Consider the following 19,433-nt stretch of genomic DNA (forward strand, 5'->3'; position numbering starts at 1 on the left):
GTCAGCGTTCCTGTTCGATGCGGTTCCAGGCGAGCCATCCGCCGAGCGCGACGCCTGCGACCAGCAGCGCCGCCGTCCAGAAGATTCCGCTGCCGGCCCGCTCGTCGAGCCAGCGTCCGGCGAACAGCCCGGCCAGGGTCGGGACGATCACCAGCCAGCCGAGCGCCCCGATCAGGGCAAGGTTGCGGCCCATCGGCCGTTCGCCCTCGCGCTGCCAATGCTCCCGCCGTTCACGGTGGCGGCGGACGCTGCCGGGAAGCGGATCCTTGTCGTCGGTCATGGCCTGTCCTCCCCGCCGTCCGCAGTGGGGGCGAATGGACCCGTGGAGCGGCGGTCCGGCTGCAGATAGGCCAGGATGTGGCGGACCGCCGCCAGATGCATGCGGCGGGCACCGGAGCGGGCCTCCCCCTCCTCCTCCACAGTGCGGCGGAAGCGGGCAAGCACGTCGCGCTCCAGCGTACGCAGGTCGTCGCCCGGCACCGCTTCGCGCGTCGCCACCGCGACCTGCGCGCCGCCGCGGACGGTCAACACCCCGCCGCGCACGGCGCAGTGGCCTTCCCGGCCGTCGGCGGTGCGCCAGCTGATGACGGAGATGGCGAGGGCGGTCAGCAGATCGGCATGCCCGGGCCAGATGCCGAAGGCGCCGCTGGCATCCTCCGCCCGCAGGTGGCGGATGCCGGTGAGTTTCGCGGCGACAGAGGTTGGAGTTGTGACGATGAGGGAAAGGCTGTTCATCCCGTCCTCCCGGCGCGGTCGCGCTCGCGGATCTGGTCCAGGGTACCGGTCATGAAGAAGGCGCTTTCGGCCCAGTCGTCGCACTGGCCGTCGAGGATGGCGCGGCATCCCTTCAGCGTTTCCTCCAGCGGTACGCTGACGCCGCCATGGCCGGTGAAAGCCTCCGTCACCAGGAAGGGCTGTGTCAGGAAGCGCTGCAAGCGGCGGGCGCGGCGCACGGCCAGCCGGTCGGCGGCGCTCAACTCCTCCATTCCCAGCAGGGCGATGACATCCTGCAATTCGCGGTAATGGGCGATGGTCTTGCGCACCTCCTCCGCCAGCCGGTAATGCGCCTCGCCCACCACCAGCGGGTCGAGCAGGCTGGAGGTGGAGCCGAGCGGATCGACCGCCGGATAGAGCCCTTCCGCCGCCATGGCGCGTGACAGCACGATGGAGCTGTCGAGATGGCTGAACAGCTCCGCCACTGCCGGATCGCTGAAGTCGTCGGCCGGGACATAGACCGCCTGGATCGCCGTCACCACGGCGCCGGGGGTGGAGGCGACGCGCTCCTCCAGCTCGGCGATCTCGCTGGCAAGCGTGGGCTGGTAGCCGACGCGGGACGGCAGGCGGCCCAGCAGGCCCGACACCTCCGCACCGGCCTGGACGAAGCGGAAGACATTGTCCATCAGCAGCAGCACGTCCAGCATTTCCTCGTCGCGGAAATGCTCGGCGATGGTCAATGCGGTCAGGCCGACGCGCCAGCGCGCGCCCGGCGGTTCGTTCATCTGGCCGAAGACGAGCGCGGTGCGGTCCAGCACGCCGGACCGCTTCATCTCCTCCCAAAGCTCCTGCCCCTCGCGGGACCGTTCGCCGATGCCGGCGAAGACGGAGATGCCGGTGTGGCGCTCCACCATCTTGCGGATCAGTTCCATCACCAGCACGGTCTTGCCGACCCCGGCGCCGCCGAACATCGCCGCCTTGCCGCCGCGGGCCATCGGGGCCAGCAGGTCGATCACCTTGATGCCGGTCTCCAGCAGGTCGCGGCGCGGACTGCGGCGGGCCAGCGACGGTGGCGGACGGTGGATCGGGGAGCGCGGCGTGCCGGGCGGCAGTTCCGGCCCGTCGTCGCGCGCAAGCCCCATCACGTCGAGCAACCGGCCCAGCACCGCTTCGCCCACCGGAGCGGTCAGCGGGCCGCCGGTCGGGCGTGCCGGTGTGCCGCGCCGCAGGCCGGAGGTGCCCTGGAGGGCGATGGCGCGAGCGGTCCGGGCGTCCAGATGGCTTTGGACCTCTGCCACAAGCCGCTCCGGGCCGTCCCACAGAATTTCCACGGCGTCGAACAGCGGCGGCAGGGCTGATTCAGGAAAGCGCAGGTCGATGACGGAGCCGCGGACGGCGACCACCTGTCCCGGTTCCGGGGGCGGTTCCGGGGCGGCGGGCCTGTCGGCGGAGGCTTCGGCGGAAGACTGAACGGACATGGTCACTCCGGCCGGTTGGGCAGGATGGGAACCGTGCAGGACGATGATGACGACGGCAGCGCTGCGGGAAGAAGCCCCACCCAACCTTCCCCCGTCGACCAGGGGAAGGGGCGCCGGGAGCGGCGCCATCGGGGTGGAGGGCAACGCGTCAACCAGATCGACCACCAGACCCAAGGATAGCCCCCTTCGCCGCGTTGCGGCATTGCGTCAAATCAAACCCTGTGCCCACAAATTGTCTTAACCGGCGCGGAGAGCGGCCTCCTGTCTTCGACCGAGCGCCCGGTCCTCCGCCCGGATTCGCACGGCGAGCATCGTGGCGTTGAGGAGGGAGAAGAGAAGGGCGTAGCCGGCCATGCCGAAGGCGAGCGGAAGAGCGGCGATTTCCACCGCGACCGCCAGATAGTTGGGATGGTTGGTGAAGCGGTAGGGGCCGGTGCGGACCAGCGGCGCTCCGTCGAGCACGAGGACCCGGGTGGTCCAGCGTTGCCGCAGCGTCGCCTGCACCCAGAGACGGAGCGTCTGCATGGTGAGGAGAACCGCCAGCCAGGCGGGCTCGACGGGTACGATGCCCGGTCCGTGAGTCCACAGCGGGCCTCCCAGTGCGGCATCCCAGAGGCCGGCCAGCCATCCGACATGCAGCAGCACCATCCATGGGTAATGGCCGCGCCCATGCTCCTGCGCACCTTGGGCCAACAGCACCGCGCGGTTGCGCCGGTCGATGACCAGTTCGCTGAGGCGCTGCGCCGTCACCAGCAGCATGACGATGATCGGAACTGTCATGGCCTGGGCCGTCATCGCGGCCCCCGCCGCATCGTGATCAGGTTGGCGGCAAAGCCGGGGCCGAGCGCCAGAAGCGCCGCCCGGTCCGGCAAGCCTGCCCGGCGCGCCCGGTCCAGCACGAACAGCACCGTGGGAGCGGACATGTTGCCGTGATCGGCCAGCACCGCCCGTTCATGGTCAAGGCTGCCGGTCTCCAGCCGCAGCACCTCTTCCAGCGCCGCCAGCACGCGGGTGCCGCCGGGATGGCAGATGAAGCGGCCGATCCGCTCCTCTTCCGCGCTGCATTGGGCGAGCAGCCGGGAAAGGGCGGGGCGGAGATGGGTCTGCAGGAATTGCGGCAGCGCCGCCGACAGCACGATGCCGAAGCCGCCATCGTCGATGCGCCAGCCCATGATGTCCCGCGACCGTGGGAACAGATGCTGGCCGGCACCGTCGATGACGGCGAAGGCGCGCTCCTCCGCACCGCCGCGCAGCACGCAGGCGGCGGCACCGTCGCCGAACAGGGCGGTTGCCACCAGATTGGCGCGGCTGCCGTCGTCCTGCCGGAAGGCGAGGCTGCACAGCTCCATGGTCACGAACAGCACGGTGCGGCCGGGGGGTGCCGCCAGCCTCGCGGCGGTCGCCAGCCCCGCCACGCCGCCGGCACAGCCGAGCCCGAACATCGGCAGCCGCTCGATGTCGGGCCGGAAGCCCATGGCCTCGGCGAGCTGCGCTTCCAGGCTCGGCACCGCGAAGCCGGAGGAGGAAGAGACGACCACGCAATCGACCTCCGCCGGAGCGGCGCCGGCATCCGCCAGGGCGGCGGTCGCCGCCTGAACGAACAGGGCCTCCGCCGCCTGCCGGTAGGCGCCCATGCGGTCGCTCCAACCATGGGTGGCGGCGTACCAGTCTGCCGGACGGGCGCAGTGCCGCCGGGCGATGCCGGTGTTGGCGAAAACCCGCTCGAACTGGGGGAATCCGGCAAGCCGGTCGCCGAAGATACGGGTGGTGAGGAGAGCGGCCTCCTCCTGGGACAGGACATGGGGCGGCAGGCCGAGGCCCAAGCCAAGCAAAGCCACGGGTGGGAACACGGGGGGCGGCTCCATTCAGGACATCGCGGTCGCAAGCGGGATGCTGGCGGTGCGGCGGGTGGGGAACACGCCGGTGGGGCCGTCTATTCGCTGCCGCCGAGGGCCCGAAAAAACTTATCTGCGACCGAATAGCCGCCGGGGATGGCGTGTTGTCCGCCAGCGCCGAGATACGGCGAACCGTCCCCCCGAATTCCAGGAGAAGTCATGATGAGCGTTCGTTACCAGGCCGGAAGAGCCGGAAGCACCATCCTGGCCGGCCTGCTGTGCGCCGCCGTTCTCGGCACCGGCCTGCTGGCCCCCGTCTCCGCCCGTGCCATGGGCGACGACACCACCCCGACCTGCAAGCCGGGCGAGGTCTATGACAAGAAGACGAAGCAATGCGTGAAGCAGAGCGGCGCCAATCTCACCGACGACAACATCGCCGACTACGCCTATTCGCTGGCGAAGGCGGAGCGCTATCAGGAGGCGCTGGCCATCCTCGCGACGGCGCGCAACCAGGACAGCCCGGTCGTGCTGAATTACCGAGGTTACGCCACCCGCAAGCTGGGCCGCATCGACGAGGGCATCGGCTATTACCTGAAGTCGGTGTCGGCCGACCCCTCCTACGCCAAGGTCCGGGAATATCTCGGGGAAGCCTACATGCTCAAGGGGCGCTCCGATCTGGCGCGGGAGCAGCTGGCGGCGATCCGTTCGATCTGCGGCACAGGATGCGAGGAGTACCGCGACCTGGAAGAGGCCATCGCCGCGCCGGCCAGGGGCTGACGCCACCGGCGGGGACGCCGTGCGGGGGCGTTCCCGCCGCATTGTCCAGTCATCGGGAAGGCGGATGATGGCTATCGTCGAGAGCGGCCGTGAGGCATATGGTTGGTCGCGGCCGGTACAGTGCCAAAAGGACCGGATCGGCCCGGATGCCATGCGAGGGGGCGGTGAGATCGCAAGCGAAGCGGAAGTCAGGCACGGCTTGTCCGTCACCTTGCCGCGCCTTTGGCGCTATGGCTTCGTCCTGTCGCGGCAGCGCGACTGGGCGGACGATCTGGTGCAGCAGACCTGCCTGCGGGCATTGGAGCGGCACGGCCAGTTCCAGCCCGGATCCCGCATCGACCATTGGCTGTTCGCCATCCTGAATTCGCTCTGGCTGAACGAGGTCCGGGCCCGGCGGGTCCGCTTCGGCCAGGGAACCGTCGAGGCGGAGACGAGCCTGGAAGTCGACGGTGCGCGCGAAACCGAGGCGAAGGTTCTGGCAGGCCAAGTGATGAGGCTGGTCGGCGATCTGCCGGAAGCGCAGCGGGCGGCGGTGTTCCTCGCCTATGTGGAGGGCCTGACCTACCGCGAGGTCGCCGCGGTTCTCGACGTGCCGGTCGGAACGGTGATGAGCCGTCTGGCGGCGGCGCGGGCGAAGCTGGCGGACAGAATGAGTGACGGAGCGGCAAAATGACCGGAGAGAACGACGATCCCCCGATGCCCTCCGACGAGGAACTGACCGCCTTCATCGACGGCGAACTGGAGGAGGAGCGTCGCGCCCGCCTGCTTGACCTGATCGAGCGCGATCCGGCGGTCGCCGCGAGGGTGGAGCATCTTTCCCGCGCCAGCCTGCCCTACGGCGAGGCATTCCAGCCCCTGCTGGACACCGCCCCGGCGGCGGATCTGCAACGCATGCTCGACGGGATGACCGCGCCGCCGGTTGCCGCCAACGCGGTCGTTCCGCAGACACGCCGCCGTCTGTTCGGCGCCATCGCCGCGTCGGTGGCGGCGGGCGTGCTGGGCGACCGGCTTCTGGTCCGGCTGTTCGGAACCGGTGACGGCGACGAGTTGGCCGACGATGACGGCGGGCCTGACCGAGAGCACCACTGGCATGGTGTGGTCGCGCAATATATGGGGTTGTACACGCGGGAAACGCTGAGCGGGGCCACGCCCGGCCATGACGCCCAGTCGGCACAGCTCGCTGCCCTGAACCGTCCGCTCAACCTGTCCCTGACGCCGGAGGCGGTGGAGGTCCCCGGAGCGGAATTCCGCCGGGCGCAAATTCTGTCTTATGACGACATGCCGCTCGCCCAGATCACTTATCTCGATCCGCGCAGCGGCCCGCTGGCGCTCTGCATCCTGCGCCGTCCCGGCACCGTGCGTGGGGTGGAGCAGGAAGTGCGTGGCGGGCTGTCCATTGCCTATTGGAACGGGTCGGACCATGCCGCCCTGCTGATCGGCCGGCTGCCTCCCCACGATCTGACGGCCAAGGCCGAAGCGGTCCGGGGGAGGCTGGCGATCTGATACTGGCGATTTGAAACGCTTGCCGATCCGGCCGGAACAGGCTCGCCAACGGCGGCTCCGTCCCGGCTGGAAAAGCCTCAGCCTATGAGCCTTCAGCCGATCTCGAACTTGATGCCCTGGGCGAGCGGCAGCGCGGAGGAGTAGTTCACCGTCGCGGTCTGGCGGCGCATGTAGGCCTTCCAGGAGTCGGACCCGGACTCGCGGCCGCCGCCGGTCTCCTTCTCGCCGCCGAAGGCGCCGCCGATCTCCGCACCGCTGGGGCCGATGTTGACGTTGGCGATGCCGCAGTCGGACCCGGCGGCCGACAGGAAGCGCTCGGTCTCACGCAGGTCGGTCGAGAAGATGCAGGAGGACAGGCCCTGCGGCACCGCGTTCTGAAGCGCGATGGCCTCCTCCAGCGTGTCGTAGGTCAGGACATAGAGGATCGGCGCGAAGGTCTCGTGCCGGACCACCTCGGTCTGGGCCGGCATCTCGACGATGGCCGGAGTGACGTAATAGGCGTTGGGGAAGCGGTCGGTCAGCGTGCGCTCGCCGCCGGTCACCGTGCCGCCCTCGGCCTTGGCGGCCTCCAGCGCGCGCTGCATCGCCTTGAAGGCGTCTGCATCGACCAGCGGACCCATCAGCACGCCAGACTCCAGCGGGCTGCCGATCGGAACGGAGGCGTAGGCCGCCTTCAGGCGCGGCAGCAGCTGGTCCTTGACCGAGCGGTGGACGATCAGGCGGCGCAGCGTGGTGCAGCGCTGGCCGCAGGTGCCGACGGCGGAGAACAGGATGGCGCGCAGCGCCATGTCGAGGTCGGCCGACGGCGCGACGATCATGGCGTTGTTGCCGCCCAGCTCCAGGATCGAGCGGCCGAAGCGCTCCGCCACCACCTTGGCGACTTCGCGGCCCATGCGGGTGGAGCCGGTGGCCGAGACGATGGGGAAGCCGGGGTGGGCGACCAGCGCTTCACCGACCTCACGGCCGCCCTGGACGATCTGGGACAGGTTGGCCGGGGCATCGCCGAAGCGGGCGACGGCCCGGTCGAAGATTACTTGGCAGGCGGCGGCGGTCAGCGGGGTCTTCTCCGACGGCTTCCAGACGACCGGGTCGCCGCAGACCAGGGCCAGGGCGGCGTTCCACGACCACACCGCCACCGGGAAGTTGAAGGCGGAGATGACGAGGCAGGGGCCGGCCGGGTGCCAGGTCTCGCGCATGGTGTGGCCCGGACGCTCCGACGCGATGGTCAGGCCGTAGAGCTGGCGGGACAGGCCGACGGCGAAGTCGCAGATGTCGATCATCTCCTGCACTTCGCCCAGGCCTTCCTGGTAGATCTTGCCGGCTTCCAGCGAAACCAGACGGCCCAGATCCTCCTTGGCGGCGCGCAGTTCCTCGCCCAGCAGGCGGACCAGCTCGCCGCGGCGCGGGGCCGGCACCGAGCGCCAGGCCTCGAAGGCGCGGGCGGCGTTGGCGACGATGTCCGAAACCTGCGACGGCGCGGTCTCCGCCACCGTGGCGAGCGTGGCGCCGTCGACCGGCGAACGGGCGGTGAGCCCAGCTCCGCTGGAGGTCAGGCCGAAACGGGAGAGGATGTCGCTGTGCTGCACCGGGGTGGCTCCTTGGGTCAAAAAGCGAGGCATATGATGTTCCCTGTCCCATGCCGGGAGAAGGAGGTATTCGCTCAGATCACATTCCCTTCCCGGCGGCGCGGATCTCGGAAAGCGTCCGGCTGGGGGTCAGGGCCTCTGGGTCGAGCTTGATGTGGATGATCGCCGGCAGGCCGGACGCGCGGGCGCGTTCGAAGGCCGGGGCGAACTGTTCGGTGGTCTCCACCGTCTCGCCATGTCCGCCATAGGCGCGGGCGAAGGCGGCGAAATCCGGATTCTGCAGTCTGGTGCCGGACACGCGGCCGGGATACTCGCGTTCCTGATGCATGCGGATGGTGCCGTACATGCCGTTGTCGACGACCAGCACGATCACGGCGGCCCCCTGCTGCACGGCGGTGCCGAACTCGATCCCCGTCATCTGGAAACAGCCGTCGCCGGCGAAGCACAGGACATCGCGGGTGCGATGCTGAAGCTTGGCTGCGATGGCGGCCGGCAGGCCGTAGCCCATCGAGCCGCAGACCGGCGCCGCCTGGGTGCCGAAGCGGCGGAAACGGTGGAAACGGTGGATCCAGGTTGCGTAGTTGCCGGCGCCGTTGGTGAAGATCGCGTCATGCTCCAGCCGCTCGTCCAGCCAAGCCATGATGCGGCCCATCTGAACGTCGCCGGGGATGGCGTCGGGCGGGGTGCTCCAGGCGTCGTAAGCGGCGTGGGCCGCTTCGGCGCGGGCGGCCCAGCCGGGCTTGGCCGTCACGCTCAGCCCGGCCATCGCCTCGAGGAAGGCGGCCGGCGTGGCGACCATGCCCAGCGTCGGGCGATAGACACGGCCGATCTCCTCGGCGCCGGGGTGGATGTGGACCACCGCCTTGCCCGGATTGGGAATGCCCAGCAGATCGTAGCTCTGCGACGGCACTTCGGAAAAACGGTCGCCCAGCAGCACCAGCAGGTCGCTGTCCTTGACCAGCGCCGCCAGCTTCGGATTGATGCCCAGCCCGATGTCGCCGGCATAAAGCGGGTGGCAATGGTCGAACAGCATCTGGCGGCGGAAGGTCACGGCTACGGGCAGGGCCAGCCGTTCCGCGAAACGCTGAAGTTCGGCGACCGACTCCTCGGTCCAGCGGGAGCCGCCGACGACCAGCAGCGGCCGTTCCGCCTTGGCCAGCAGGGCGTCGAAGGACGCCACCTGCGCCGGCGTGGGGGCGCCATCGACCGTCTCCGCCCGCGGGGCGACGGGGACGTCCGCGGTTTCCGTCAGCGTGTCTTCCGGCAGGGCCAGCACGACCGGGCCGGGGCGGCCGGCCATCGCGGTGTGGAAGGCGCGGGAAATCATCTCCGGCACGCGGTCGGCGCTGTCGATTTCGGCGACCCATTTGCACATGCCGCCGAAAAGCTTGCCGTAATCCACCTCCTGGAAGGCATCGCGGCCGCGCATGCCGCGCTCGATCTGGCCGACCAGCACGATCAGCGGGGTTTCGTCCTGCTGGGCGACATGGATGCCGGAGGCGGCATTGGTGGCGCCAGGGCCTCGGGTGACGAGGCAGACGCCGGGGCGGCCGGTCAGCTTCGCCTGCGCCTCCGCCATCATCGCCGCACCGCCCTCGTGGCGGGCGACGACCATCTCGATCGGGCTGTCGTGCAGGGCGTCCAGCACGGCGAGATAGCTCTCGCCCGGCACGCCGAACACCCGCCGCACGCCCTGCGCCTCCAGCGCCTCGACGATCAACTGACCACCGGTCTTCATCGCGAACCCGCCCCGCCTGCCTATGGGAATGTTCCGGATCTCCAGGATATCGAGCGTGCCGTGCCGCGCGCCAGGGCGCAAACGACTTTCTTTCCAGACGTCATGAGCTTTGGTAATGAGGTCGTCATGGATCTGCAACGCCGCCTTCTCCCGTCCATGAGCATGCTGTCCGCCTTCGAGGCGGCCGCCCGCACCGGCAGCTTCACTGCCGCGGCGGCGGAACTGTCGCTGACGCAAGGGGCGGTCAGCCGGCAGATCAAGGCGCTGGAGGACCAGATCGGCACCGCCCTGTTCATCCGCAAGGGCCAGCGGGTGACGCTGACCCCGACCGGGGCGCTCTATGCCGATCCGATCCGCGACGCGTTGCGCCAGATCGCGGCGGCCACGGTGCGGACCATCGCAGCGCCCAAGGGCGGCGTGCTGAACCTCGCCATCCTGCCGACCTTCGGCACGCGCTGGCTGGTTCCGCGGCTGCCGGCCTTCCAGACGGCGCACCCGCAGGTGACGATCCACTTCACCACCAAACTGGCGCCTTTCGATTTCCGCCTGCACGATCTGGATGCGGCGATCCATTACGGTTTCGGCGACTGGCCCGACGCCGTCTGCGACCATCTTTTGGACGAGGAGGTGCTGCCGGTCTGCTCCCCTGCATTCCTCAAGGCGCATCCGGTGGCGGAGCCGGGGGACCTGCTGTCCCTGCCGCTGCTGCACACGAGCACGCGCGCCGATGCGTGGAACGAGTGGCTGTCGGCACAGGGGCTGCCTCCGCGGCCCGGTGCCGGCATGGTGTTCGAACAGTTCGCCACCACCGCCCAGGCGGCCGAGGCCGGGCTGGGCGTCGCCCTGCTGCCGACCCTGCTGGTCCGTGGCGAGCTTGACGACGGTACCCTGCTCCCCGCCATCGACCGGCCCCACCGAAGCGCACGGGCCTATTACCTCGTCCACCCCCGCGGCAAAGCCAACCATCCGCCCTTCGCCGCCTTCCGGCAATGGCTGCTGGCCGAGGCGCGGGGAGAGCAACCTCAGGCGTAGGTCACACCGCCGCCAACTCTCCGACCCCGTCTCCGTTGCGCCGGACTGTCATCCGCCGGTCGTGGAAAGCGGCGAGGCTGGGACGATGGCCGATGCTGACCAGCGTCGTGCCGGGCAGGCGGGCGCGCAGCAGGCCATAGAGCTGCTCCTCCGTCTCCGGATCGCAGGCCGAAGTCGCCTCGTCGAGATAGAGCCAGTCGGGCTTGTGCAGAAGGGCACGGGCGACGGCGATGCGCTGCTGCTCGCCACCGGACAGGCGTTGCGACCAGTGGTCCTCCTCCGCCAGACGGTCGGCGAAACCGGCCATGCCGACGGCGTCCAGCACCTCGCGCACCGCCTCATCGGGGAAGGCGTCGGGAGTGGCGGGGTAGGTGACGGCGGCGCGCAGGGATCCGATGGGCAGGTAGGGCTTCTGGGGCAGGACCATGCTGCCGTTGGCCGCGGTGGTGCCGCCAGCCGCCATAATGCCGCTTGGCAGCGCGATCCGGCCGCGGCCGAAGGGCCAGATGCCGGCGATGGCACGCAGCAGGGTGCTCTTGCCCGACCCCGACGGACCGGTGATCAGAAGGGACTCGCCCGGTTGCACCGTCAGGTCGGCGCGGACCAGCGGCGTGCCACCGTCCGGCAGGGTCAGGGCCAGCCCGTCCAGCGTCAGGGCGCCGTCGGCCGCCGCAGTGCGCTCCACCCCGGCATGGTCGCGGGCATCGGCGCGGACGGTCTCCACAGCGTGGTGGAAACCGGTCAGGCGGCTGGTGGTGGCATGCCAGTCGGCGAGGTTTACATAGGCGTCGATGAACCAGGACATTGCTCCCTGCACCTGCCCGAAGGCCTGCGAGGTCTGCATCAGCGATCCCAGCGGCAGAGCACCACTGAAATAGCGCGGGGCGGCGACCAGCAGCGGGAAGATGATGGCGATCTGCCCATAGGCGGAGGTGAACCAGACCAGCCGCTTCTGCGTGCGCATCAGCGACCACCAGTTGGCGACGACACGGGCGAAGCGGTCGCCGAAGCCGCGCGCCTCCTGCACCTCGCCCTGTTGCAGGGCGACGCTCTCGGCATTCTCGCGCAGGCGGACCAGGGAGAAGCGGAAGTCGGCCTCGTACCGCTGCTGGTCGAAGCTGAGCCGGGCCAACGGCTTGCCGATCCGGTGGGTGATCCAGGTGCCGCCGACGGCATAGACCAGCGCCACCCACACCATGTAGCCGGGCAGGTCGATGCCGAGCCAGGGAATGGTGACCGATCCGGACAGGCTCCACAGGATGGCGAGGAAGGAGACCAGCGAAACCAGATTGGTCATGAAGCCCAGCGACAGGCTCAGCGTCAGCTGAACGAAGCTGCGCAGATCCTCGGCGATGCGCTGGTCGGGGTTGTCGGTGCCGGTGTCGGCGAATTGCAGGCGGTAATAGGTCTGGTTCTCCAGCCAGTCGCCGAGATAGCGCTCGGTCAGCCAGCGGCGCCAGCGGATTTGCAGCATCTGGTTCAGGTAGAGGCGATAGACCGCCACCGCGATGAAGACCAGCGCCAGCCCGCCGAACACCAGCAGGGCCTGGATGAAGCCGTTCTCATCCTTCTCCTGCAATGCGTTGAAGATGTCGGCGTTGATCTGGGTGAACCAGACCTCCATGAACACCGCCGCCAGATTGAGGACGACGATCGCCGCCAGCAGGCCGCGCGCCGCCCATTTCTCCTCCGACGACCAATAGGGCTTGGTCAGCCGCCAGACATCGGACAGGAATTGGCGGGCGGCGGACAGGCGTCCGGAAGAGGACGGTGGGGAATACGCACGCGCGGGCATTGGTTGGGCACTCGCAAGCGGTCGGGACGATGCTTGCCGATTACCACCCTTTGCCTCGGCCGGGGCATGAAATCGCTGTCACTTGGCGCGGATCATGTCCCAGCTCGCCATCAGCGCCCCGCCGGCGATCAGCGCGCAGGCGGCCCAGACGGCCCAGCCGCCGCTGGCCTGCCCGAACAGGATCAGCAGCAGGGTGGAGGCCGGCGGCACGGCATAGGACAGCACGCCCAGCGCCCGGATGTCGCCGCGCTTCATTCCATGGTCCCAGACGAAGAAGGCCAGCCCGTCCGGCCCGATGCCGAGGGCCAGCAGGACCAGCCAGCCCAGCGCCTCCTGCGGCCAGACGGTGGCATCCTCGAACAGCAGGTGCCCGGTCAGGCCCAGCAGGGCGGTGACGAGGCAGAAGCCGCTGACCGCCTCGGTCGGGACCGAGCCGAAGCGGCGTGACAGGACCGAATAGGCCCCCCAGATCAACGCCGCCGCCAGGGCCGCACCGTAGGCGGGCAGGTTGCCTCCCAGCGTGCCGGCGTCCAGGTGCAGCCCGCCGCCTCTCCCCGAAACGATCAGCGCGGTGCCGGCCAGCCCGCACAGCGCGCCGGCCACATGGGCGGCCTTCAGCCGCTCCCCCGGCAGCAGGGCGGAGAACAGGACGATGCAGAGCGGCCAGAGATAGTTGATGAGATTGACCTCGACCGCCGCCGATGGGGCCAGATGGAAGGCAAGGAACAGGCAGGCGTGATAGCCGAACAGTCCGCCGACCCCGACCAGCCAGACGGGCAACGGCTGGCGCAGGGTTCCGATCACGCTACGGCCGCGCAGAACCGCGACGCTGCTGCCGGTCAGGAAGGCCAGCCCGAAGGTGACCGCCACCAGTTGCAGCGGCGGCATGGCGCTGGACATCGATGTCAGCAGCGCCGCCGTCGCCCACAGCAGGATGGCGATGGAGCCGATGCCGGTGGCGCGCCGTACCTCCGCCATCGAAGGCGTGGCGGCGGATGACCGGGACAGAACAGAACTGGGCAGGGCGGATTCGGGAAGGGTGTCGGCGCTCATGCGGGGGTGCATAGCCTATGGGTCAGCTGCCCGCAATGGCTGTCGGGAGCGGCGTCTTGTCACCCGATTCCCATTAACCTGCCCAGCCGGCGGGCCAGCGATGAGCGAAGCCCGCCTCGCGCTCCAGCATCAGGCCCAGGCGGATCAGGCGCCGTTCCTCTCCCGGCCGGGCGATCAGCTGGATGCCGAAGGGCAGTCCGTCTCCGGCAACCGGCAGGGTCAGCACCGGGAAGCCGATCAGCGTGACGATTGCCGTGACACCGAGATAGTCGAGGATCGACCCCACCGGCTGCCCGTCGATGACGGTCACCTCGCCATCCTGGTTCGGCCAGGGCAGCACGCCGCAGGCTGGCGCCGCCAGCACGTCGATCTCCCCGAACAGCGCGACGAAGCGGCGGTACAGCGCTGTGCGGGCGGCCTGCGCCTCCAGATAGGCATCGGCCGTGATGCCGGCCCCGGCCTCGATGTTCCAGCGGATGGTGTCGGTCAGCGCTTCGCCATGCTTTGCCAGCATCGGACCAAAGGCATGACGGGTCTGGGCGGCGCGCAGCGTGCGGAAGGTCGCCATGGCGTCGCCGCAGTCGGGATGGCGGCGCGCCATCGGCCCGGCAACCCGCTCCAGCCGGTCGACCGCCTCGGCGAAGCGCTCGCGCACAGCGTGGGACACGGTGGCGACACCGAAATCGGCGGTGGCACCCACCCGGGTTTCCGACCCGCTATCGCGGTCGCCGAAGAGGGAGGTCGGGTCGCGGAGATCGCTGCCGGCCATCGCCGACAGCAGCAGCGCGCAGTCGGCCGTGTCGCGGGCCAGCACGCCATGGGTCGCCAGCGTGTCCCAGCCCAAGGCCCGGCCGGGCGCCGGGATCAGCCCAGGCGTCGGCCGGATGGAGGCGATGCCGCAGAAGCTCGCCGGAATCCGCACCGACCCGCCATAGTCGGTGCCATGCGCCAACGGTGCCATGCCGACCGCGACCGCCGCCGCCGATCCGCCGCTCGACCCGCCGGAGGTCAGGTTCGGATCGGCCGGGTTGCGGGTCGGACCGTACAGGCGGTTCCTGCAGATGGCGCCGAAGCCGAACTCCGGCGTGTTGGTCTTGCCGATGACGATGCCGCCGGCCGCCTCGATCCGGGCGACTGCGATGTCACTGTCGGCCGGCACATGGTCGGCATAGAGCGCCGAGCCGTAGGTGGTGCGGATGCCGGCGGTGTCGGTCAGGTCCTTCACCGCGACCGGCACGCCATGCAGTGGCCCGACGGGCGACGGCAGGGCGTCCAGCGCATCGGCGCGGGCGAGGGCCTCGTCGGCGGCGACGGTCAGGAAGGCGGACAGCGCCGGTTCGGCCGCGGCGATGCGGGACAGATGCGCTTCGACCGCCTCGCGGGCCGACAGCTCCCGCCGGGCCAGCCGCGCGGCGAGGGCGACGGCGCCTTCCCGCCACAGCGGGGTGTCTCCTCCGGTCATGTGTCTTCCCGTTTCCGACCTTCCAATCATGCGGCGGACGGTAGCGCGAAATCGGTGGTTTGCCCAACGAAGCGCCGGGCAGGGCAGGGCTGCGTCAGCGCTGCTGCCCGGCCGAGGCACGGCAGTCGTTCAGGATGTTGCCGACGGTCACCCGTTCCCGCTCATCCATGGTCAGACTCCAGCGCGCCTTCACCAGAATCCAGTCGGCGACATAAAGGCAGATGCCGTCGCGCTTGGGGGGCAGCCAGTCCTCCGGCCCCTTGGAGCCCTTGGCGCGGTTGGCCTCGCGGCTGGAAACCAGCAGGGTCAGCGGGTCGCTGGTGTCGTTGGCGTAAGCGGCACGCTTCTCCCGGCTCCAGTCATAGCCGCCGCTGGCATAGGCCTCCTCCAGCGGCACGCGGTGGTCGATGTCGACCATCTGCGGGTCGGTGTAGCGCTCGCCGGTGTAGGGATCGAGCCAGTCGCCGGACTTCACGCCGCAGCCCTTGGCGTCGAGCGTCGCCGGGCGGCGGGAGTCGCGGATCAGCACCTTCTCGCGGGCATTCAGGCAGCCGCCGTCGAGTGCCAGCCAGTGCGGCCATTCCTCGCGCTGATAGCCCTTGCGCTTTTCGGGTTCCACCCGGATGCCGTCGAGCTGGCGGGCGACCTCGGCATAGTCGATCCGGTCGGTGGGGCGGGCGACGACTGGCGGTGGCGGTTCGGCGGGCTCCTGCTTGCGCGGCTGGCGAGGGCGGTGTGTTTCCTCGCCCAGCAGGCGGTCGAGGGTGCCGGGCGGGATGATGTGGAGCCGCTCGGCCACCGCGACGACGGCGAGGATCGCGAGGACGATCAGCAGCGCCCGGATGGGAAGGGATCGGCGGCGGGCCATGGTTCGATCATCCTGATGGCGGCATCCTCTCCCGGGGCGGGAGACGGAGTTTAATCGGCCTCCTCATACCCCGGTATCGGATCCAACCTCAAGGCATGCGGCCGGTCAGGGTGGCGCTCAATCCCTGGAGCAGGCCGACCTGGCACACGGTGTCGAAGGTGGAGCGCAGCAGCGACGGGTCGCCGATCGACACGCGGATGTCGCCGGCCCGCGCTTCGGTGTGACGGCGGCGGACCTTGCTGCCGCACAGCTCCTGCAACACCTCCAGCAGCATCACCAGCGACGTCGCGCGGCCGGTGCAGAGGTTGTAGACCTGCGCCCCGGCAAAGCGCCGCTCCATCGCCAGTGTCAGGATGCGCACCACGTCGCCGACGAAAACGAAGTCGCGGACCTGCTGGCCGTCGCCATGGATCTCCACATCCTCGCCACGGGCGACCCGGCGGGCGAAAATCGAAATCACGCCGGAATAGGGCGACATCGGGTCCTGGCGCGGGCCGTAGACGTTGAAGAAGCGGAAGCCGACCGTCGGCACTCCCTGGATCGCCCAGGCGACACGGGCATGCATCTCGCATCCCAGCTTGTCGACGCCATAGGCGGACAGCGGGCGCGGCAGTTCGTCCTCATTCAGCGGGGTGTTGCCGTTGTCGCCGTAAATGGCGGCGGAAGAGGCGTAGACCACCGGGATCGGACCGCCGCGCTTGGCATCGCGCGCCGCCTCGAAAACGGTGACGGTGCCCAACAGGTTGGTGCGGTGGGTCTCGGCCCATAGTTCCCGCGATTTCTGGACCGACGCCACGGCGGCAAGATGGAAGACGCCGTCAACCCCCTCACCGGCATCGCCGGCCATCGCCTCCCGCACCGCGTCGGGATCGGCCACGTCGCCCACCACCAGCTTCGCGGCGCTTGGCTTGTTCTCCAGCCTGCCGCTCGACAGGTTGTCGAGGATCGTCACCCGATGCCCGTCGGCCAGCAGCCGGTCGGCCAGATGCGAGCCGATGAAACCGCAGCCGCCGGTGATGAGGTAGTGCGCCATGGTCGGTCAAAGCCCTTCCTTCGTTGCACCGGCTTTGCCGCAGTGCAGCGGGGTTGCCGGAAATCCCCTTCAAGAGTCGGGACACAACCGGCGGTTTGCCAGACCATCTTCGGGATAGGGCGGGGCCCCAACAGGGGAGGCAGCGTCGTCCGTCCGGCGACGGCAGGGGCGAATCGGCCGCACTTCCTCCATGACAGTTTCCGGACAGGCGGGACCGATGGTTCAACAGGGTTATCCACCACCTTGTCCACGGTTCTGTGGATAACCATGGTCAAGCTTGTGAGGTTCGAACGCGAGTCACGCCGGTCACACTGGTGCAGAAATGCTGCTGTGTACGAACGGTTGCTTGGCCGGATCCTTTGCTGCAAAGCACAATGCCAGCCCATGCGAAAAGCCCCGCTGTGGCGGTTGTGCCACGGCGGGGCCGTTCGATGGCTGCGGAAGATGCTGTGGACGACAGTCCGGCTTGCGCTTGCCCGCCTGTGCCCGTTCCGGCGTCAGCCCTGCTTGGGACCGAACGTCTCAGCCTTCACGGTGGCGTAAGCCCAGTCGAGCCAGGGCAGGACCGCCTCCATATCCTCACTCTCCACCGTGGCGCCGCCCCACAGCCGCAGGCCGGGAGGCGCATCTCGGTAGGAACCGGCGTCGAAGGCTGCCTCCTCCTTTTCCAGCAGGGCGGACAGCTTCTTGGCGAAGGCGGCCTGGGCCTCCTCCGACAGGGCGGTCACCTCCGGATCGGTGAAGCGCAGGCAGATCGAGGTGCAGGAGCGGTTGACCGGATCCGTCGCCAGGAAACCGGCCCAGCTGCTGGTCTCCACCCATTCGGCGACGATGCGCAGATTCTGCTCCGACCGGCGGATCAGCTGTGTCAGGCCGCCCAGCGACAGGGCCCAGCGCAGGCCGTCGATGGCATCCTCGACGCAGAGCATCGACGGGGTGTTGATGGTGTCGCCTTCGAAGATGCCTTCGATCAGCTTGCCGTTCTTGGTCATGCGGAAGATCTTCGGCAGCGGCCGGTCGGGCTGGAAGCTCTCCAGCCGTTCCACCGCGCGCGGGCTCAGCACCAGCATACCGTGCGCCGCCTCGCCGCCCAGCACCTTCTGCCAGGACCAGGTGGCGACGTCGATCTTGTGCCAGGGCAGCGCCATGGCGAAGGCGGCCGAGGTGGCGTCGCAGATGGTCAGCCCCTCACGGTCGTCGGCGATCCAGTCGCCATCGGCCACCCGGACGCCTGCGGTGGTGCCGTTCCAGGTGAAGACGACGTCCCGGCTGAAATCGACCGTCGACAGGTCCGGCAACTCGCCATAGGGGGCGATCAGATTGCGCACGTCCGGCAGCTTCAACTGCTTGGCGACGTCGGTGACCCATTCCTTGCCGAAGCTTTCCCAGGCCAGCATGTCGACGCCGCGGGCGCCCAGCATCGACCACAGCGCCATCTCCACCGCACCGGTGTCGGAGGCCGGGACGATACCGATGCGGTAGTCGCCGGGGATGCCCAGCACCGCGCGGGTGAGGTCGATGACCTCCTTCAGCTTGGCCTTGCCCGGCTTGGAACGGTGGGAGCGGCCGAGCAGCGCGCCGTCCAGCGCGTCGAGCGACCAGCCCGGACGCTTTGCGCAGGGACCCGAGGAGAAGAGCGGAGTGTTGGGCCGGCGGCTGGGCCGGCTGGCGCTGCTGGCAGTCATGGAGCGAACTTTCTGGGGCGAACTTCCTGTCCCGGAACGGGAATGTGCGGAGGTCCGGACCTTAAAAGCTGCGCCTGTCGTCGTCAATCGAGGGTGTGGCGAAGGATACGGGACCCAGCATAGCCTCGGCCGCAGGTCCCGCACCGGTTGCCGCCTACTTGCTGCGGCCGATCTTGCCGTTGCGGTAGGTCCAGGCGGCGTCCGCCCCGCCACCCGGCTGGGGCATGGAAACCGTCAGGGTGTCGTTGTCGATGGTGACCTGGGCGGCATCGCTGCAAGAGCCGAAGGGGTAGGAGACCGTCGGCTGCGGGCCGCCGACCTCCAGAATGCGGAAGCGGGTCGGACAGTCCTTGGCGCCGGTGTCGGACTGGAACAGGGCGATCCAGCGATCCTTCATCGAATAGGCACCGACGAAGGACAGCAGGTCGCTCTCCTTGTCGTCGAACACCGGCTTGTCGTTCACCGCCACCTGGGTGTGCTTCGGCCCGATGTCGGTCATCGTCAGCACGGTGTTGCCCAGCGCCGCCATCAGGCGCGGCTCCGCCGCACTGGCGAAGGTCGCGATCCCGCAGGCAATCGAAAGGCTGCCCGCGACTACGGCGCACACACTAAGAACCCGCAAATGCCGTCTCCCTGGCTGCAGCGCCCCGGCGGGGCGGCTTTACCGAACGGCGTGCACCATAATGCGGTGGGCGCTCCGCCGGAAGCCGTCCTTTTTGGTGCCGGTGTGCGGTCAGCGGCGGATCAGCGGATGTTGACGCTCAGGCCGAAGCCCGGAACCACCGGCTGCGGCGCATAGACGACGGGCGGCGGGGCATAGATCACCCGCGGCGGCGGGGGCGGTGCGTAAACCACGGGGGGCGGCGCATAGATC

The 19,433-nt window shown here is 69.3% G+C and carries 18 protein-coding genes; 4 read left to right on the forward strand and 14 right to left on the reverse strand.

What is annotated here, in order from left to right; genetic code table 11:
- Position 1: 1 nt before the first annotated feature.
- From GBZ48_RS05515 to GBZ48_RS05535, 5 genes are all read right to left on the reverse strand, one after another.
- Positions 2-280 (reverse strand): AtpZ/AtpI family protein, encoded by a 279-nt coding sequence (locus tag GBZ48_RS05515; RefSeq protein ID WP_174470110.1) that lies wholly within the window; start codon positions 278-280, stop codon positions 2-4.
- Complete coding sequence (locus GBZ48_RS05520) at positions 277-735, reverse strand: F0F1 ATP synthase subunit epsilon (protein WP_174470111.1); 459 nt, start codon at positions 733-735, stop codon at positions 277-279. The genes GBZ48_RS05515 and GBZ48_RS05520 overlap by 4 nt, the downstream gene beginning before the upstream one ends.
- Positions 732-2,192: a F0F1 ATP synthase subunit beta gene (atpD, locus tag GBZ48_RS05525; RefSeq protein ID WP_174470112.1), complete on the reverse strand. Its 1,461-nt coding sequence runs from the start codon at positions 2,190-2,192 to the stop codon at positions 732-734. The genes GBZ48_RS05520 and atpD overlap by 4 nt, the downstream gene beginning before the upstream one ends.
- Before the next feature lie 237 nt (positions 2,193-2,429).
- Entirely contained in the window at positions 2,430-2,972 is a 543-nt protein-coding gene (locus GBZ48_RS05530) for an isoprenylcysteine carboxyl methyltransferase family protein (protein WP_174470113.1), read from the reverse strand.
- Between the two features lie 11 nt (positions 2,973-2,983).
- Positions 2,984-4,042, reverse strand: a complete 1,059-nt coding sequence (locus GBZ48_RS05535) for a type III polyketide synthase (RefSeq protein WP_174470114.1) — start codon at positions 4,040-4,042, stop codon at positions 2,984-2,986.
- A gap of 207 nt (positions 4,043-4,249) precedes the next feature.
- On the opposite strand from GBZ48_RS05535, the gene GBZ48_RS05540 reads away from it, so the two are divergent.
- From GBZ48_RS05540 to GBZ48_RS05550, 3 genes are all read left to right on the forward strand, one after another.
- Positions 4,250-4,804: a tetratricopeptide repeat protein gene (locus tag GBZ48_RS05540; RefSeq protein WP_174470115.1), complete on the forward strand. Its 555-nt coding sequence runs from the start codon at positions 4,250-4,252 to the stop codon at positions 4,802-4,804.
- A gap of 199 nt (positions 4,805-5,003) precedes the next feature.
- On the forward strand, positions 5,004-5,477 hold the full coding sequence (locus GBZ48_RS05545) for an RNA polymerase sigma factor (protein WP_209798268.1): 474 nt from the start codon (positions 5,004-5,006) through the stop codon (positions 5,475-5,477).
- Entirely contained in the window at positions 5,474-6,307 is an 834-nt protein-coding gene (locus GBZ48_RS05550) for an anti-sigma factor family protein (protein WP_174470117.1), read from the forward strand. Before GBZ48_RS05545 ends, GBZ48_RS05550 begins: the two co-directional genes overlap by 4 nt.
- Before the next feature lie 92 nt (positions 6,308-6,399).
- On the opposite strand, the gene amaB is transcribed toward GBZ48_RS05550, so the two are convergent.
- Complete coding sequence (gene amaB / locus GBZ48_RS05555) at positions 6,400-7,893, reverse strand: L-piperidine-6-carboxylate dehydrogenase (RefSeq protein WP_174470118.1); 1,494 nt, start codon at positions 7,891-7,893, stop codon at positions 6,400-6,402.
- A gap of 79 nt (positions 7,894-7,972) precedes the next feature.
- On the reverse strand, positions 7,973-9,631 hold the full coding sequence (locus GBZ48_RS05560; protein WP_174470119.1) for a thiamine pyrophosphate-binding protein: 1,659 nt from the start codon (positions 9,629-9,631) through the stop codon (positions 7,973-7,975).
- Between the two features lie 126 nt (positions 9,632-9,757).
- Between GBZ48_RS05560 and gcvA the strand changes: the two genes are divergently transcribed.
- Positions 9,758-10,663, forward strand: a complete 906-nt coding sequence (gene gcvA, locus GBZ48_RS05565; RefSeq protein WP_174470120.1) for a transcriptional regulator GcvA — start codon at positions 9,758-9,760, stop codon at positions 10,661-10,663.
- A gap of 1 nt (position 10,664) precedes the next feature.
- On the opposite strand, the gene GBZ48_RS05570 is transcribed toward gcvA, so the two are convergent.
- From GBZ48_RS05570 to GBZ48_RS05600, 7 genes are all read right to left on the reverse strand, one after another.
- Positions 10,665-12,458, reverse strand: coding sequence for an ABC transporter ATP-binding protein/permease (locus GBZ48_RS05570; RefSeq protein ID WP_174470121.1), 1,794 nt, complete (start codon positions 12,456-12,458; stop codon positions 10,665-10,667).
- Positions 12,459-12,536: 78 nt separating this feature from the next.
- Positions 12,537-13,511, reverse strand: a complete 975-nt coding sequence (gene yddG / locus GBZ48_RS05575) for an aromatic amino acid exporter YddG (protein ID WP_246306993.1) — start codon at positions 13,509-13,511, stop codon at positions 12,537-12,539.
- Positions 13,512-13,584: 73 nt separating this feature from the next.
- The gene (locus GBZ48_RS05580; RefSeq protein ID WP_246306994.1) at positions 13,585-14,973 is read right to left on the reverse strand and encodes an amidase; all 1,389 of its coding nucleotides are present in this window, start codon (positions 14,971-14,973) and stop codon (positions 13,585-13,587) included.
- Positions 14,974-15,067: 94 nt separating this feature from the next.
- Positions 15,068-15,841, reverse strand: a complete 774-nt coding sequence (locus GBZ48_RS05585; protein WP_174470123.1) for an HNH endonuclease family protein — start codon at positions 15,839-15,841, stop codon at positions 15,068-15,070.
- A gap of 88 nt (positions 15,842-15,929) precedes the next feature.
- Positions 15,930-16,874 carry an SDR family NAD(P)-dependent oxidoreductase gene (locus GBZ48_RS05590; protein WP_174470124.1) on the reverse strand — a complete coding sequence of 315 codons (945 nt, stop codon included), beginning with the start codon at positions 16,872-16,874 and terminating at the stop codon, positions 15,930-15,932.
- A gap of 497 nt (positions 16,875-17,371) precedes the next feature.
- Positions 17,372-18,559: a phosphoserine transaminase gene (locus tag GBZ48_RS05595; protein WP_174470125.1), complete on the reverse strand. Its 1,188-nt coding sequence runs from the start codon at positions 18,557-18,559 to the stop codon at positions 17,372-17,374.
- A 154-nt stretch (positions 18,560-18,713) separates the two neighbouring features.
- A complete protein-coding gene (locus GBZ48_RS05600) occupies positions 18,714-19,181 on the reverse strand; it encodes a hypothetical protein (RefSeq protein WP_211105635.1) in 468 nt (155 codons plus the stop codon).
- Positions 19,182-19,433 lie beyond the last annotated feature (252 nt).

This window comes from Azospirillum melinis (genome assembly GCF_013340935.1).
Taxonomy (GTDB): Bacteria; Pseudomonadota; Alphaproteobacteria; order Azospirillales; family Azospirillaceae; genus Azospirillum; species Azospirillum melinis.

What these genes read in the sequence shown, in the direction of transcription:
- GBZ48_RS05515 (WP_174470110.1), bottom strand. Translation starts at nt 280, where the DNA reads ATGACCGACGACAAGGATCCGCTTCCCGGCAGCGTCCGCCGCCACCGT.
- GBZ48_RS05520 (WP_174470111.1), bottom strand. Translation starts at nt 735, where the DNA reads ATGAACAGCCTTTCCCTCATCGTCACAACTCCAACCTCTGTCGCCGCG.
- atpD (WP_174470112.1), bottom strand. Translation starts at nt 2,192, where the DNA reads ATGTCCGTTCAGTCTTCCGCCGAAGCCTCCGCCGACAGGCCCGCCGCC.
- GBZ48_RS05530 (WP_174470113.1), bottom strand. Translation starts at nt 2,972, where the DNA reads ATGACAGTTCCGATCATCGTCATGCTGCTGGTGACGGCGCAGCGCCTC.
- GBZ48_RS05540 (WP_174470115.1), top strand. Translation starts at nt 4,250, where the DNA reads ATGAGCGTTCGTTACCAGGCCGGAAGAGCCGGAAGCACCATCCTGGCC.
- GBZ48_RS05550 (WP_174470117.1), top strand. Translation starts at nt 5,474, where the DNA reads ATGACCGGAGAGAACGACGATCCCCCGATGCCCTCCGACGAGGAACTG.
- GBZ48_RS05560 (WP_174470119.1), bottom strand. Translation starts at nt 9,631, where the DNA reads ATGAAGACCGGTGGTCAGTTGATCGTCGAGGCGCTGGAGGCGCAGGGC.
- gcvA (WP_174470120.1), top strand. Translation starts at nt 9,758, where the DNA reads ATGGATCTGCAACGCCGCCTTCTCCCGTCCATGAGCATGCTGTCCGCC.
- GBZ48_RS05570 (WP_174470121.1), bottom strand. Translation starts at nt 12,458, where the DNA reads ATGCCCGCGCGTGCGTATTCCCCACCGTCCTCTTCCGGACGCCTGTCC.
- yddG (WP_246306993.1), bottom strand. Translation starts at nt 13,511, where the DNA reads ATGAGCGCCGACACCCTTCCCGAATCCGCCCTGCCCAGTTCTGTTCTG.
- GBZ48_RS05580 (WP_246306994.1), bottom strand. Translation starts at nt 14,973, where the DNA reads ATGACCGGAGGAGACACCCCGCTGTGGCGGGAAGGCGCCGTCGCCCTC.
- GBZ48_RS05585 (WP_174470123.1), bottom strand. Translation starts at nt 15,841, where the DNA reads ATGGCCCGCCGCCGATCCCTTCCCATCCGGGCGCTGCTGATCGTCCTC.
- GBZ48_RS05590 (WP_174470124.1), bottom strand. Translation starts at nt 16,874, where the DNA reads ATGGCGCACTACCTCATCACCGGCGGCTGCGGTTTCATCGGCTCGCAT.
- GBZ48_RS05595 (WP_174470125.1), bottom strand. Translation starts at nt 18,559, where the DNA reads ATGACTGCCAGCAGCGCCAGCCGGCCCAGCCGCCGGCCCAACACTCCG.